Source organism: Nostoc sp. ATCC 53789, assembly GCF_009873495.1.
Classification (GTDB): Bacteria; Cyanobacteriota; Cyanobacteriia; order Cyanobacteriales; family Nostocaceae; genus Nostoc; species Nostoc muscorum_A.
On the sequence record NZ_CP046703.1, the window covers coordinates 3,969,226 to 3,983,716 of the forward strand.

The 14,491-nt window shown below is 39.2% G+C and carries 13 protein-coding genes; 4 read left to right on the plus strand and 9 right to left on the minus strand.

The annotated features are described in order from the left end of the window. Positions 1 to 61: 61 nt before the first annotated feature. The gene (locus GJB62_RS16395) at positions 62 to 1,030 is read right to left on the minus strand and encodes a glycosyltransferase family 4 protein (RefSeq protein WP_114081368.1); all 969 of its coding nucleotides are present in this window, start codon (positions 1,028 to 1,030) and stop codon (positions 62 to 64) included. A 135-nt stretch (positions 1,031 to 1,165) separates the two neighbouring features. Here GJB62_RS16395 and GJB62_RS16400 point away from each other — a divergent pair, with 135 nt between their 5' ends. Continuing rightward, positions 1,166 to 1,909, plus strand: a complete 744-nt coding sequence (locus GJB62_RS16400) for a methyltransferase domain-containing protein (protein ID WP_114081367.1) — start codon at positions 1,166 to 1,168, stop codon at positions 1,907 to 1,909. Between the two features lie 120 nt (positions 1,910 to 2,029). Next, a complete protein-coding gene (locus GJB62_RS16405; protein WP_309472797.1) occupies positions 2,030 to 3,082 on the plus strand; it encodes a glycosyltransferase family 4 protein in 1,053 nt (350 codons plus the stop codon). A gap of 336 nt (positions 3,083 to 3,418) precedes the next feature. Here the strand turns inward: GJB62_RS16405 and GJB62_RS16410 are convergent, their stop codons facing one another. The 5 genes from GJB62_RS16410 to GJB62_RS16430 all read right to left on the minus strand — a co-directional run bounded on the left by GJB62_RS16410 (position 3,419) and on the right by GJB62_RS16430 (position 8,729). Further along, a complete protein-coding gene (locus GJB62_RS16410; RefSeq protein ID WP_114081365.1) occupies positions 3,419 to 4,102 on the minus strand; it encodes a Crp/Fnr family transcriptional regulator in 684 nt (227 codons plus the stop codon). Between the two features lie 199 nt (positions 4,103 to 4,301). After that, positions 4,302 to 5,519 carry a pilus assembly protein PilB gene (locus GJB62_RS16415; protein WP_114081364.1) on the minus strand — a complete coding sequence of 406 codons (1,218 nt, stop codon included), beginning with the start codon at positions 5,517 to 5,519 and terminating at the stop codon, positions 4,302 to 4,304. Between the two features lie 274 nt (positions 5,520 to 5,793). After that, positions 5,794 to 6,981 (minus strand): HetZ-related protein 2, encoded by a 1,188-nt coding sequence (locus GJB62_RS16420; RefSeq protein WP_114081363.1) that lies wholly within the window; start codon positions 6,979 to 6,981, stop codon positions 5,794 to 5,796. Positions 6,982 to 7,984: 1,003 nt separating this feature from the next. After that, on the minus strand, positions 7,985 to 8,332 hold the full coding sequence (locus GJB62_RS16425) for a carbon dioxide-concentrating mechanism protein CcmK (protein ID WP_069069149.1): 348 nt from the start codon (positions 8,330 to 8,332) through the stop codon (positions 7,985 to 7,987). 85 nt (positions 8,333 to 8,417) lie between these two features. Continuing rightward, positions 8,418 to 8,729: a BMC domain-containing protein gene (locus tag GJB62_RS16430; RefSeq protein ID WP_069069150.1), complete on the minus strand. Its 312-nt coding sequence runs from the start codon at positions 8,727 to 8,729 to the stop codon at positions 8,418 to 8,420. Positions 8,730 to 8,997: 268 nt separating this feature from the next. Between GJB62_RS16430 and GJB62_RS16435 the strand changes: the two genes are divergently transcribed. Then, positions 8,998 to 9,885, plus strand: a complete 888-nt coding sequence (locus tag GJB62_RS16435; RefSeq protein ID WP_114081362.1) for an alpha/beta hydrolase — start codon at positions 8,998 to 9,000, stop codon at positions 9,883 to 9,885. 123 nt (positions 9,886 to 10,008) lie between these two features. Here GJB62_RS16435 and GJB62_RS16440 read toward each other — a convergent pair whose 3' ends face one another. Together GJB62_RS16440 and GJB62_RS16445 are read right to left on the minus strand one after the other, a co-directional pair. Further along, positions 10,009 to 10,629, minus strand: a complete 621-nt coding sequence (locus GJB62_RS16440; protein WP_114081361.1) for a hypothetical protein — start codon at positions 10,627 to 10,629, stop codon at positions 10,009 to 10,011. Between the two features lie 2 nt (positions 10,630 to 10,631). Next, positions 10,632 to 11,264 (minus strand): ParA family protein, encoded by a 633-nt coding sequence (locus tag GJB62_RS16445; RefSeq protein WP_012409272.1) that lies wholly within the window; start codon positions 11,262 to 11,264, stop codon positions 10,632 to 10,634. 246 nt (positions 11,265 to 11,510) lie between these two features. Here GJB62_RS16445 and GJB62_RS16450 point away from each other — a divergent pair, with 246 nt between their 5' ends. Further along, positions 11,511 to 12,893: a cytochrome P450 gene (locus tag GJB62_RS16450; protein WP_114081360.1), complete on the plus strand. Its 1,383-nt coding sequence runs from the start codon at positions 11,511 to 11,513 to the stop codon at positions 12,891 to 12,893. A gap of 179 nt (positions 12,894 to 13,072) precedes the next feature. Here GJB62_RS16450 and GJB62_RS16455 read toward each other — a convergent pair whose 3' ends face one another. Then, complete coding sequence (locus tag GJB62_RS16455) at positions 13,073 to 13,666, minus strand: acyltransferase (protein ID WP_114081359.1); 594 nt, start codon at positions 13,664 to 13,666, stop codon at positions 13,073 to 13,075. Positions 13,667 to 14,491 lie beyond the last annotated feature (825 nt).

Consider the following 14,491-nt stretch of genomic DNA (forward strand, 5'->3'; position numbering starts at 1 on the left):
AACCCCATGCCTATTGCTGTGATGCAGTCTTAGGCATACACAGTTACTGATTGATGGCTTACTAATAATCAAACTTGCTAAAATCGTCAATCATCTGAATATAGTTTTTGATGATATGACTAAAATCAAAATTTTCCCTGACATATTCTACAATTTCTTGGCGAAAAGATTTATTTTTATCAATTAAATCAATAATTGTGTCACAAACAATTCTTTTATTTTCGGCGGTAGCATTAGTTAATATATCATCTGGCAAAACTTTAATAAACTCTTTGGAGTGTAAGTTAGCACTAGCAGATTCTGAAACAACGACACATAAACCTGCCGCCATTGCTTCTAATACTACAAGCGGTGCAATTTCTCCATTACTAATTAAAACTAAACAATTATAATCTGTGAGATTATTATAAACTTGTTTTAAACTCCAGATACCTAAATATTTTGTCGTGGTTCCTTCTTTAAAATTAGGGTCATCTAAAGGCCCAACAAAATCTAATCCTAACTTACCATCAATCGTTTCTGCTAGCAATCTCTGCTGCTTTCTCGGTTGAATCCAACCCAAACAAATAGCTTTATTATTTCCTTCTTCTTTAAAATTCAACTTTTGAGTATCAATCCCGTTTATTTGCACTGATATATATCCAGAATAGCCTGCTTTAATAAAAATATGTTTTGTTGGATTAGAAAGGGCAATTATCCCAGGTGCATTTAGGTAATGTTGAAATCCCTCTTTAAAATCTTCTTCCCATTTATCTTGTTTAAAAAAATAGCCATTATGACAACTAAAACAATATTTTTGTTCTAGGCTTTTATTGAATTGACTAGCAAATTCATAAGCGTGTAAATGTACAAAATCATAATTTCCATTATTGATTTTATCTATAACTTCATTGACATCTTTGTTATTAAAAATATCTACTTGATGTCCAAGCTTATCTAAAAAATATTTATACTCTTGGATGAGAGTCAAAATAGAACTTGATAAGGGAGGTGCAGGAATATAGCCTCCAGCAACTAAGGCAATCTTCATGAAAATCCCTATTTTTTAGAAACTATTGCTCAAATATACTACATTTTTTATCGATGTTTACAAGTGTTAATAAGTCAAAGCGGTATATATCTATTCTATAATGGAATACGTTGATTTCATTGTGATATAAATTTTATGGTAAACTCTACTGCGCCTTCTTTCTTAAGTAGTTTTTTAGAAAATTCATTTGACTTAAAACATCATCTAGAATATTTTTTAAATTTAGATCCAGAAACCATAGAGACAAAGTTAGCAGCAGGACAAGAGGAAATAAAAAACTTAGGACGCAAAGATTTTAATTGGGAAGAAGCAACTGCTTTCTATCGTGAGAAAGTAGGAGAACTTTACTTGTTTGAATTGGGGGCTTGGCATCTATCAAGTTATGCTTATATTGGAGATATGTTGCAGTTGATTGCAGATTATGCCCAAGGAAGAGTGTTAGATTTTGGTGGAGGGATAGGAACTCATACCCTTGGTGCTGCTCTTTGTCCACAAGTTGAGCAAGTTGTTTATTATGATATTAATCCGATTAATTGTGATTTTGTTCAGTATCGAGCAGAGAAAATGGGACTGGGGAAAAAAATAATTTGTAGTCTTGAAATGCCTGCAAAAGAAAAATTTGATACTATTTTGTGTTTTGATGTTTTAGAACATTTGTCAGACCCTAGCCAGCAGTTATTAGAATTTTATCAATCTTTGAATTCTGAGGGTAAAATGATAGCAAATTGGTATTTTTTTAAAGGTTTTAATCAAGAATTTCTTTTTCATTTAGATGAGCCTAAAGTTGTAGAAGCATTTTTCAATACACTTCAGAGCCAATTTTTAGAGGTTTTTCACCCTTACTTAATTACAACTCGCTGCTACCGTAAGCAGAGTTGAATTTAATTACATGTTTTTTGGGTGGAGCCATAGCGAAACCCGCTAAACAAGTTATTTAGCTGAAAAAATGATGTTGATAAAAATAGATTAACGACGGAAATGTACCATAAATTATTATTTATGTCTACTCCAATGGGCCCACTAGGTTCAGGATTGGGAGGCGGAGTAGAGTTGACTTTATCTAATATTGCTACAGAAATGCTGCGGCGAGGACATAAATTAGAAATTGTTGCACCGCAGGGATCTATCAGCAATTCATTACCGATTAGAGAAATTCCCGGTGAACTAATACAGATACCAGCCCAAAATCAGAGTCGTAGCGATCCGATTTTGCTGCATAAAAATTCTGTTTTAGCGAATATGTGGGATTATGCTCGTCAAGTCCAAACTGATTATGATTTGATTGTTAATTTTGCTTATGATTGGTTGCCACTCTATTTAACACCATTTTTTCATTGTCCGATCGCACATCTGATCAGTATGGGTTCTTTGACAGATGTAATGGATGAGATTATTGAACAAGTAGCAATCAATTTTCCTGGTAGTATTGGTGTTCACAGCCAAACACAGGCAGCTACTTTCACATTTGCAGAACGGTGTATTTGTCTGTTAAATGGCATGGATTTATCTATTTATCAATTTTGCCAGGAACCAACTCAGAGCTTGGCGTGGGTAGGTAGGATAGCTCCTGAGAAAGGGCTAGAAGATGCAGTAGCAGCAGCAGAAATAACTGGCATTAAATTGAAAATATTCGGGTTAAAACAGGATATATCTTATTGGGAAAAAATTTGTCAAGAATACCCTAATGCTCCTATAGAATATGTAGGATTTTTACCAACGCTTGAGCTACAAAAGGAGCTAGGGAAATGTCAAGCACTTTTAGTAACTCCTCGTTGGATAGAAGCATTTGGAAATGTAGCAATAGAAGCGCTTGCTTGTGGAGTACCTTTAATTGCTTATCGTCGTGGTGGTTTAACAGAAATTGTCCAGGAAGGAAAAACTGGTTTTTTGGTGGAACCTGATAGTGTTCAAGGTTTAGTAGAAGCTATTAAGCATTTGGATGAAATTGACCGCCAAACTTGTCGCCAGCAAGCAGAAACTCTATATTCTTTAGAAGCTATGGGCGATCGCACTGAAGAGTGGTTTCAAGAAATTCTGAGAAAAAAATTCTGAAAAGCTGATATAGTACTAATCTTGTTCAATTTAGATATTGCCGCTACGACTAACGGGATTTACCGATGCAGCCATCCAACGTTGAAATTAATAAATAATTCTGGAACAATTACGCCAAAACATGGGATAAATCTCAAGTTATTCTAGGTAATCAAAAAGTTACAGATGATGAAAGAGATAATTACGTCAATTATTTAGGTGATGAATGGGCGACAGTATAAGATGCAGTCAATATTGTGACTAAGTATATTACACCGTTTATTTCCCAAGACAGTACAACCTTTTCTTTCTTTTTCAGCAAGCCCTACCTATGATGGATTATCTCGGATAAAGTAATCACACTTTGCCAGCCAAGTTTATCAACTGCTTGAAATTCACAAGATAAGTAATGTTATTGGCGCTATCAATTTTGATCCACCCTTTTTCATGCAGCTTTTCCATGATTTTGGTGGTTTCTTCAACACCGATTTCTGTTACCTCTGCTAAATCTTTAAAAGGAATGTTAAAAACTTCTCTTCCTAAGTCTGATTCCTGACCATAACTTTCACCTAAAGTTACTAGGGTATGAGCGAGTTTGACTGCTGGTGGTGAAGACCGCATTTGTAATCGCTGGTTAATTTGCCGCAATCGCCGCACCATCAGTTGCAGCATCCGGTGATGTAACTGTGGGTCTTTAAACAATATTTGAATAAAACGCTCTCTGGAGATACTAAGCAACTTCACGGGTGAAAGGGCAATGACATCGGTTGAGCGTGGAGATTCATCTAAAATTGCCATTTCTCCAAAAAAATCGCCACGACCAAAAATTGCCAAAGCCACTGAATCGTCCCCGACAGTACGCCGGACTTTGACCCAACCAGAAACCACGAAGTAAACGGCATTACCCCAGGCATCTTCCATCACAACGGCTCGCCCTGATGGGTATTCATGTTCAATTGCAACGTTGAGCAGCCATTCTAAGGTTTGTGGGTTGGCTGTACTCATCAAGGGGAAAAGTTCACTAAAAACCTCAGTTAGCATGAAATATTTGCAACAAATGGATTCAAGAGCGGGAAACTAACTTTGATACTATAAGTTTGTTTAAACCGTAATCTTACTCAGAGTACGATCGCAAAATTTGTATTTATTTGAGATGAACCTTTAAGGTTGATCGGTCTAAAGTCTCATTACAACATAACAATTATGTACGCGATCGAAATCAGCGCTTTCACTGACAGACCTATAATTTGCTGTCTGTTGGTGGATTGCTATGTATTGCCAGTATTTTGATCTGTTGGTCTAAATTTTTCACTAATTGATTCAGTGTAGCTAAAGCCTCTGATTGCTGAGAGTCAAGGATAGGATTCAACAAAAGCCGTTCTTGTAGTTCATGTAATTTGAAACTTAGTTGCTGAGAAATTCCTAAAGCATCACGTCCCAGACGCATCAATTGTTGTTGCTGATAGAATTTTAATGCTGCTCCCCGCAAGACTTGGAGTGTTGCCTCTTCACCGTAGGTTCCCGGCATAACTCGCAAGCGCAATAACAAGCGGTTTTTTTGATATACATATTCCTTCTCTACCTGTTTTGGTTCTGCAAGCGTGATGAGAGGTAGGGAGGCAAACCGCTTTAATTCATTCAGTACTCCTTGGAAAACATATAGCGGCAGCTTGTCTAACACAGACTGCAATATTCCATTATCACTCCACAGTATCCTGCCTTCGTAAGCTTGTCTTTCTAAATACAGCCGGCCGATTCCCCCACCCATAATTCGCCCTAGTAATTCCTCTAGTAATTTTTTGGGTGGCAGTGTTGGCAGCAACTCAATGGGAGTAAGTAATTCAGGAACTTGTGTAGGCAAAATAGGTAGATTGTTTGCTGCTGCAACGGATGTCTCGCCCTCTTGATTCCTTAGAGTTTGAGATGATTGATCTAACTCTGGGATAGGGGGCAAGTCTACACGCTGTCCAGAATGTTGACGCTTTTGTGTCTGAAACGCCATCAATAGGGGGTGCTGATTTGATTCTGAGTCGGCATTTAGGGAGGGAATAGGTTTGTCAGTATTTTGTTGGGAAAAGTCCTCTGTTGACTCATGCACAAGTTTTGCATCTAGTTGAGATGTATTCTTATGGTTGAGGTAGGCTGATAATATTCTGCGGTGAGAGTCGCTTGCGATCGCCTCAATCACCATCGTGCAATTGATATAAGACAAAATGCGACCTACATAATCTAGTGCCTCACTGTCTTGTGGATAAACCATACCTAGCAAGAGGTTTTTGTCTTCTAATCCCAAGGGCAAAATCTGATGGTAGAGGCAAGCTTCAAAGGATAAAAGATTATCAATCAGTTGGAACATTTGCTCGCGTTCCCCTCCTTCCTCCCATCTAGTTTGAGTGGCAGTTAGGATTTGCTGTGCATTTGCTGCGGTATCATTTAGTTCGCCCTCGGAAGACAACATAGGTTTGATTGCGTGGTGTTTATTTATATTTTGCCTCTAATTGAGTAAGTAGTTAATAAAGATACTTTGTTTGATTGTTAAAATTTCAATTATATATACTTAAGTAGACGTAAGTAGAAGATGAATTTTAGATGATAGATTGGGGATAATACTGAGAAGTGGGCATTGGGCATTGGGCAAATAATTAATACTTCTTCTTACCCTAATCCCCTACTTTCCCTACTCCTCCACTTCGCCACTCCCCATTTGCCTTGTCTCCCGCCGCCTGAATTGGCTACTCTTGGGTTCTTAAAGCTTGGGCTGCAAGATAAATTTTTGTCCATTCGCCTAATACTTGATGGGTTTTGAGTTTTAACTGTTGAGCTATTGCTTCTATTGAGTTACCTACTTTCCGCAAATCTAGGATTTGCCGCCCCAGAGGAGTCAATTTTTCATCAAGTTGTTGCCATTGGTTTTGCGTTAACCCTAAATTATGTTCTTGTAAGGAAATTGAGAGCCAGCTGTCTACTAGCTCTGGTTTATTTTTGAGGGCAAAAACACGCACAGCATGGTAACTAATTTTTTCTCGCAGACGGTAGACTTCTTTAGTCTGCTTATCCAGTTTTTGGGCGATCTCTTCTTGGGACTTACCTTGCAGATACAGTCTTAGCCATTCTACTGCGTCTTTTCCGAGATTTTCTTGTAAATAATTTTCAAATTCTTTTTGGACGGACTGACGTAGGGACTGTTGTTCTTCTAGTTGTTGTGTTTCTTGATATTCTGCGATCGCCTGACTATCTACTAAGTTAACTCGATTGTCACTGTCGTCGGTGAGGACTTCTTCTGACACCAGTCTAATCATGTCACGACCCGGCACTTGGGTTAAGCCACCGCGCTGAGTGCGACGCAAGTAATTTACAAACCGATAAGCTAATAGGGGTTGATTGCGTACTGGCCGCAGACAATATTCTTCTACACTGGCAAATAGCAGAGCATCTGCCAATCGCCTATCGCTTGTATATTTGGCAAGATCAGCCATTTGTTGCTGCATGTAGGCATCAGTTTGCAGTAATTCTTGGAGTACTTCTTGCAATACATCCATAACACTGCGCTGGCGATCGCGGCTGAGGGAAACCCAAGTCTGAATCTTATTCCGTAATGTCACTAAACTCCCTAGTCGCGTTATCAAGTTGCGATAAGCACGTTCTCGCCCAAACCCCAAATAACGTTGACGTAAAATCCTCCAGCGATATTCCATCGCTTGTTTGGCGATCTCAAGTTCCTTCGGGTTTAACAGATCAAACCGTTTTGAGTCAGATCCAAATAGCCAGAGAATAATACTTTGCCTAGCAGCTTCATTTTGCTCTGGACATTCAGTAGCCAAGCGCTTTTGCCAATCTAAAGCCAGTTTTTCCATATCTGTTGTCATACTGAGATTGCATTCCTCGAAACTCAATTTTGAAGTTTGCATCACAACCCCCATTTATCCCACCTAATTGTTAACTGGCAGCTGCCCCAGATTTCATGAGTTTCATGAAAATAGCTCAGTGTTTCTACTCTTATTACGTCTTAATTCACTAGAATTATGCAGAAATTTCTACATTGATGTTTCCCTTTCAATTCCAAAATACCCAAAACCCTTGTAAATGAAGCATTTAGAGCAAGTTTGTTAATTTAAGCTTTTTGTAAAGTTATGTTTTTTAACTAAGAACAGAAATCTGCCTAGAGTGGTGAGGATACACCTTTGCAAGAGATGAGTCGGGGAAATCTGATATTTTGTAACAGATACCAGGAACGAATCTAATTTAACTCAATGTCAGACGTTATTTCACCTGTATAAGTTTCAACCCTCTACAATCCTTTACGTAGGAAAATACTTAGTTGAATCTTAATACGCTTGGTGTTCATAATATTTTGCCCTATAAAAGCCCTCCGACCCTCTTAAAATGAGCTTAATTCCGTCCTTTCTAAGGGTAATTAGGGAGGAGGAGCGAGCCTTAACTGAATAGTATTAAGTTAAATTTCTTAATATATTTTTATATAAATGTAAACCTCGTCTACCTTAAGAACCGTAGTTTTGTAGGTTGCGTGCAGCGATAGTGTAACCCAACATAAAATTTGGTGGTAATGTTGGGTTGCGTTTCACTCTACCCAACCTACATAAATATATCTTTTAAAAAACTCTAGGTTTCAACATAGATGAGGTTTATATACGTAAATTAGTGTTTAAAAGAATATTTAGTAAGGCGTTATATAAAACGTTTAAATTAGTAAAAATGGATAGTCAACAGTCAACATTGATTGATTTTGACTATTGACTGTGATTGTTGCTTTCCCTCTGCTTCAAAATTCAACTTCTGCAAAATCTAATAACAGAAAGAATGCAACCCTCAAAAGCTTTAATGGTCAGAAGCCTTAAAATAGACTTCTCAATAAATTCATTTGTAGAGATTCTTCGTTTTGAATTTCACCGCAGAGGGTTGAATCTATCGATTGTTCGATCTAACAATCGGATTTTCTACAGATTCTCGATACCCTTGGACTTGTTCTGTGTAACCAATTGGCAGAACAGCTTCAACGTTTTCATGGGGACGAGCAATAATTACCCAGGATTCAAGTGTACCGCCAAAAACATTTTCTGCGGCTTCAACACCAGCAGCCATAGCAGCTTTTACTTCAGAAACATCGCCACGAATATTAACTGTAAAACGGGCGCTACCCACTCTAATATATCCAACAAGAGTGACTCGACCAGCTTTTACCATTGCATCTGCTGCTGCTAGCACCGCAGGAAAACCTTTCGTTTCAAGTGCTCCAACTGCCTGTAATGACATTATTAATCTCCTGTATGAATAAACGATATGGGGGCTACAAGGTAATTGTACGAAGCTTCGCTACAGATTTTGATAGCAAAATTGCTTAGAACATGCGGAAAGGTTCTGATTCTTCAGTGAAATGGATTGGCAATATGGTTTCCACATTTTCCGGGGGATTAGGAACAACGTAGTAGGTAATTACTGTACCAACCTTGACTTGCTCTCCAGCTACGATTCCGGCTTCAACAGCTCTATTGACTTCAGAAACGTGTCCCCGGACGGCGACTAACAAACGTGCGCTTTCAGCTTGACCATAATACACAATCGTAACTGCGGCAGCTTTGACCATTGCATCTGCTGCGGCTAAAACACTAGGAAAACCTAAAGTTTCAATTACGCCAACCGCCATTGGCATGGCATTAGCTCCTGGAATAAGGGATAGGCGATATCAATTGTACGTGGCTTTAGTCCCAATTTTGACATTTTGCAAAATTTTCTTTGGTGGTGGGAATTAGGAGAGACGCGATTAATCGCGTCTGTACAAGAGTTAGAATATTTTGATTAGCTGCTAAACTATATTTTATATATTACAAATAATACTTGAGCAGATTAGTTTGTGTAATTTTGTTGTTTAACAAAATCAGCGATGCGCCAAAGCAAGCTAATACGATAAACTGAAATTTATGTTTCCGAATTTTCTTCCTCAAGCAGTTGGGCAACTGACAGAATCTGCCTCGATCGCACTAGCTCAGAGTATTCAAACTGCTGCGATCGCTACTCCTTTAATTAATCAACCAGTTACCACAACTTATGTCAAGCAGGGGAGTGGTGGAACTCCTATTTTATTAATTCATGGCTTTGACAGTTCTGTATTAGAATTTCGGCGGCTTTTGCCACTACTCTCTAGAGATAATGAAACGTGGGCTGTAGATTTGTTGGGTTTTGGGTTTACAGATAGACTCTCAGGAATTGCTTATAGCCCAACTGCGATTAAAACCCATCTTTATTATTTTTGGAAAAGCTTAATTAAGCAACCTGTAATTTTAGTGGGCGCTTCGATGGGGGGTGCGACGGCGATTGATTTTACGCTGACTTACCCGGAAGTCGTAAAAAAGCTAGTGTTAATTGATAGTGCGGGGTTGGCTGGTGGTTCACCGTTAAGTAAATTCATGTTCCCCCCATTAGATTATTTCGCAACTCAATTTTTGAGTAATCTAAAGGTGCGCGATCGCGTTTCTCGCATTGGATATAAAAATCAAAGTCTTGCTTCTGTCGATGCTTTATGTTGTGGCGCGTTACATCTCCAAATGCCCAGTTGGAATCAAGCTTTGATTGCTTTTACTAAAAGTGGTGGTTATAGTGCTTTTAGATTTGATATTTTATCAAAAATTGTGCAACCAACACTAATTTTGTGGGGCGATTCCGATAAGATTTTGGGTACTAAGGATGCCACAAAGTTTAAAAGTGCAATTCCACACAGCAATCTCATCTGGATTCAAGATTGTGGTCATCTCCCGCACTTGGAACAACCACAAATCACCGCGCAGCATATTTTAAACTTTCGAGTTTAAAGCAGTTTTTTATTTACTAAGTATAATATCGATTACCTGTGGAGTTGCATAGAACAAGGAGCTTAAGCCCCTTGTTTTACAAAACCTGATTTTGTACAGTTTCACAAAGAACTGATATCAACTCTAGTCAAGTAACCACATCTCATTAGAACTATCAGGATACTCATTTGGTTGATTTTGTGGTTGATTTTGAGCTAGCGTTTCCGATGAACGATGTGATTTTTTGTAGTTAAGTGGATTGTAATGGTCTTTGACTGGTTTGATAGCAGTACTTTCTTTGACCACAAGTTTTTTAGAATTATCTTCTGCTGTTTGTTTTAAAGCATTAATTTCTTCTATAAGCTTGGAATTCGCTTCTGCAAGTTGCAGTGCTGTTTTTTTGGTTTCTTCAAGTTCTTTTGTTAGTTGTTCTAGTAATGATTTCTGTTCTGATGCAAATGTTTTTTGTTTAGATAATTTTGATTGCAAATCAGCAACTTCTTGTCCAAGAGATGCTTCTTTTTTGTGGCTTGCTTCTAAATTACTTGTCAACTCTTTAACAGTTGCTTCTAAATCAGCTTTAGTTGGGCTTGTGCGCTTAGTAGAATTTGACTCAGATGTTTGTGCTGAGGATTCTTCATCAGATGAAGCCTGTTCTTCGGTAATTGCTTGTGCTGTAACTTCGATCGCAGATTCACCTTCTGGGGGTGTAAATTTTTGTGCCTCTTCTTGTAGTAAGTCAGAGAGACTTTGTTTCCTAGCCATTATTATTTTCTCCAATCACGCTGTAATTCATCAGCTGCACGACGGTAGTCTAACTCCGCCTCTCGTGCATTACTTCCTCGCCATTGAGCGATCGCTACACCCTCAAGCGCCGCTCGTTCATGAGCCTTATAAGCACGGATAAAGGTATTAAAAGCAGGAATACCTAATCTAGTGAGAGTGTTTTTTGCTTCTAGCGCTTCCCCAATGCTGCGCGTATCGACTTTAGTTAGCAGTACCCGATGGGGGGTTCCCACGGGGATGACGGCTTCCTTGACTGTTTCCACGAGGATAGCTAAATCCATTGCGGATGGGGGTGTAGGCAAAACTAGATAATCTGCGATCGCAACTACCGCCACTAATGCTTCAGAGCGCAGCGCGGGAGGTGTATCCACCACTACTAAATCGTAACCTGTTATCTTTCCTAAATCACTTAAAAGCTTGGGATCTGTTTCTTGAGATAAATCAAATCCCATTCCCTGCTGACTGCGCCCAAACCACCAACTGGCAGAACCTTGAATATCTGCATCAATCAGCAACACCTTTTTTTTCTTCGCAAAGTTTGCAGCCAGATTGACTGCGGTAGTCGTTTTGCCGACTCCTCCTTTACCGTTGAGAATAGCGATGATTTTTGGCACTGCTTGCTTCCGATGCTGCCTCTTGTTAGCGCTAGCGGGGCGTTTAGCCCGTGCTGAGTTAGGAGTGCTGAGTTAGGAGTAAAGACGCAATTAATCGCATCTGTACAAGAGTTTTTATTATTCTCTTTTCAGTTCTCAGTCTCCAGTCTCTAGTCCCCAATCATGAATATACCGCTTTCTGTAACCTTAAATAACATGAAAAGTCGTAACAATAAAATTCAGAAGCCATCAAATTTACAAACTTCTATGACAGTAACTTACAATCTGCCTGATGGGCCTCAAATGCCGCGCTGGTTGCGGATGATCAAGTTTATTACTCAGCCAGTGAAATATGTCGATGATTTTGCCAAAACCTATGGTGACACTTTCACCATCAGGAGTAGTAGCTCTGATAACCATCTTGTGTATTTTAGTCAACCCCAAGCGCTTGAGCAGATTTTTACTGCTGATTCGAGCCATTTTGAGGTTGGGAGGGGAAACACAGGACTAAGATTTTTACTTGGCGATCGCTCCTTTATGTTATCAGATGGCGATCGCCACCAACGGCAACGGCAACTATTAGCTCCCCCCTTTCATGGCGAAAGGATGCGGGCTTATGGTGAGGATATTCGGAAAATAACCCAACAGGTGAGCCATGAATGGCAAATTGGCAAGCCTTTTAATATCCGTGAGTCGATGCAAGAAATTACTTTGCGTGTTATCTTGCGGGTTGTCTTTGGTTTGAATGAGGGAGAGCTTTTTGAAGAACTAAGGCGATCGCTAAGTGATTTATTAGACTTCATCACTTCGCCCCTAATGTCCAGCGCCTTCTTTTTCCAGTTCATGCAAAAAGATTTCGGTGCGTGGAGTCCCTGGGGTTGGGTTCTGCAACAACGGCAAAAAATTGATCGACTGATTTATGCTTTACTTCGAGAACGTCGCGCCCAAACCGATCAAAATCGCCAAGATATCCTAAGTTTGATGATGGCGGCTCGTTACGACGATGGTCAAGGGATGTCAGATGAAGAATTACACGACGAGTTAATGACACTGCTAGTAGCGGGACATGAAACTACCGCTTCTTCATTAACGTGGGCTTTTTACTGGATTGATCGTTTACCAGAGGTGCGTGAGAAGTTGCTAAAGGAACTCAACACCATTGGAGTTAACCACGATTTGAGTAGTGTAGGTAAATTGCCCTATTTGACAGCAGTTTGCCAAGAAACACTACGAATTTACCCAATTGTCATGGCTGCTTTCCCCCGGATTGTGAAAACCCCAATTACAATTATGGGCTACGAACTGCGAGAGGGAACGGTAATAATCCCCAGTATTTATTTAGCGCATCATCGAGAAGAAGTTTATCCACAACCCAAGCAGTTTAAACCAGAACGCTTTTTAGAAAGACAATATTCACCTTATGAATATTTACCCTTTGGTGGCGGTAATCGTCGCTGTATTGGGATGGCATTTGCCCAGTATGAAATGAAAATTGTCTTGGCAACTGTTCTATCTGACTTTCAAGTATCGCTAGTGAATAAACGTCCTGTGCGTCCTGTACGCCGTGGATTAACTGTCGCTACACCGGCAGGAATGCGGATGTTTGCTACACCTCAAGTCAAGCGTGCAAATACGCCAGCCTTAGTTTAGGCAAGTAGGGTGGGCATTAAACCTGGATTTCTCACAAGTAAGAAATCAAGGAGTGTGGGAGGTGTGGGAGGTGTGGGAGGTGTGGGAGGTTGGGGAAGAAATCTGACCCCGCACACTTCTCCTGCCTACAGTATCGTGAGAAATCTGGGTAAAATGCCCACCCTACTATCGTGTAATAATTACGAGATATCCTGATTTTCTTGCTTGTTAGCAAGTTGTTCATAATGTTCCTTATCGCGGTATTTAATTGTTCTCATCGGTTGATTTCCAACAATTGCTAAAGGTTCAACATTAGCAGTTACAACCGTACCAGCCGCCACAATTGCACCATCTCCAATAGTAACTCCCGGAATAATTAGGACATTTCCGCTAATCCAAACATTGCGGCCGATGACAACAGGTTTATGGATGTAGACATTATGTTCATAAGGCAAATCATTACTTTGATAGTCGTGATTTGCAGAGAGGATAATAACATTAAATCCGAGTGTGGTGTTGTCGCCAATTGTAATTCCACCACGTCCATCTAATAAGACATCCGGGCCGATGTAGACTTTATTTCCCAGAGATACATTTTGTGGATGGTCAATTTTAATATCTCGCTTAAATCGTAAACCTGAGCCACAAAATTTTAATTGACTCTTCAGTTCTTGATGCTTGTAGCGCCTAATTTTGGTTTCTAGATATTCTCCCCACCGTACCAGACGAGGTACTAGCCATTGTTCTAATAATCGTTCTAATTTATTCGTAATTTTATTTTTGATCTCTTTCATAAAACCTCACAGGAGTTTGACTAACCTCTGGTTTTAGCCCAGAAAGGCAAAATAAAGCGGGTATCCTAACACACGTCACGCTTGTTAGGTTTCCCCAATTAGAGTATTTTCTCTCACGTGAAAGTTATAATAATTAAAAATCTCTATTAGGGATTGAAACTATCAGATATCTGGCAAAATGATCCCTGAAACACGTGTTACTAAAACGTATATTAAATTACTCCAATCTTTTCCTCCTCGTCCCATAACTTCCGAGGAAGAATTGCTGGCTACGCAAGAAGTCATTGATTCATTTATTGATAAATTATCTTCCTTTGTGTTCCTCTGCGCTTCCCTCCGCGTCCCTTTGCGTTAAAAACATAAAATTAGATATTCATCGCGGTATTATAGCGTAGCATCTAAAGATGTTTTCTAAAGTTGTAACCCATCTAAAAAGACCTTAAAACTAGAAAACAAGTAATCAGTTCTAAAGTTTTACAATTTTAAGTATCTCATCGCGTGTTTCTTCAGGTAATTTACTCTTTGTATAAACAACAAATTTTGCTAAATCATAATTTGAATGATGCTTAACAAAATGCTCGTTCAAATCAAACCCATTACTAACAATCCCACCATTACGTTCGTTAAATATTTAGATAGATTCTTCTAAATCTGGAGAAGGAAGAATCAACACAACATTTATATATGGCTCTAAAACTTGTTGCACTCGTCTGAAAAGATCGTCATCTTCATAAACAGAATGGCCTGCACCAAAATCAATAACACAACTGCTATATTCCGAAAGTACTCTTTCAACCGCGTAAGCTTCAAAGGGTTTCCAATAAC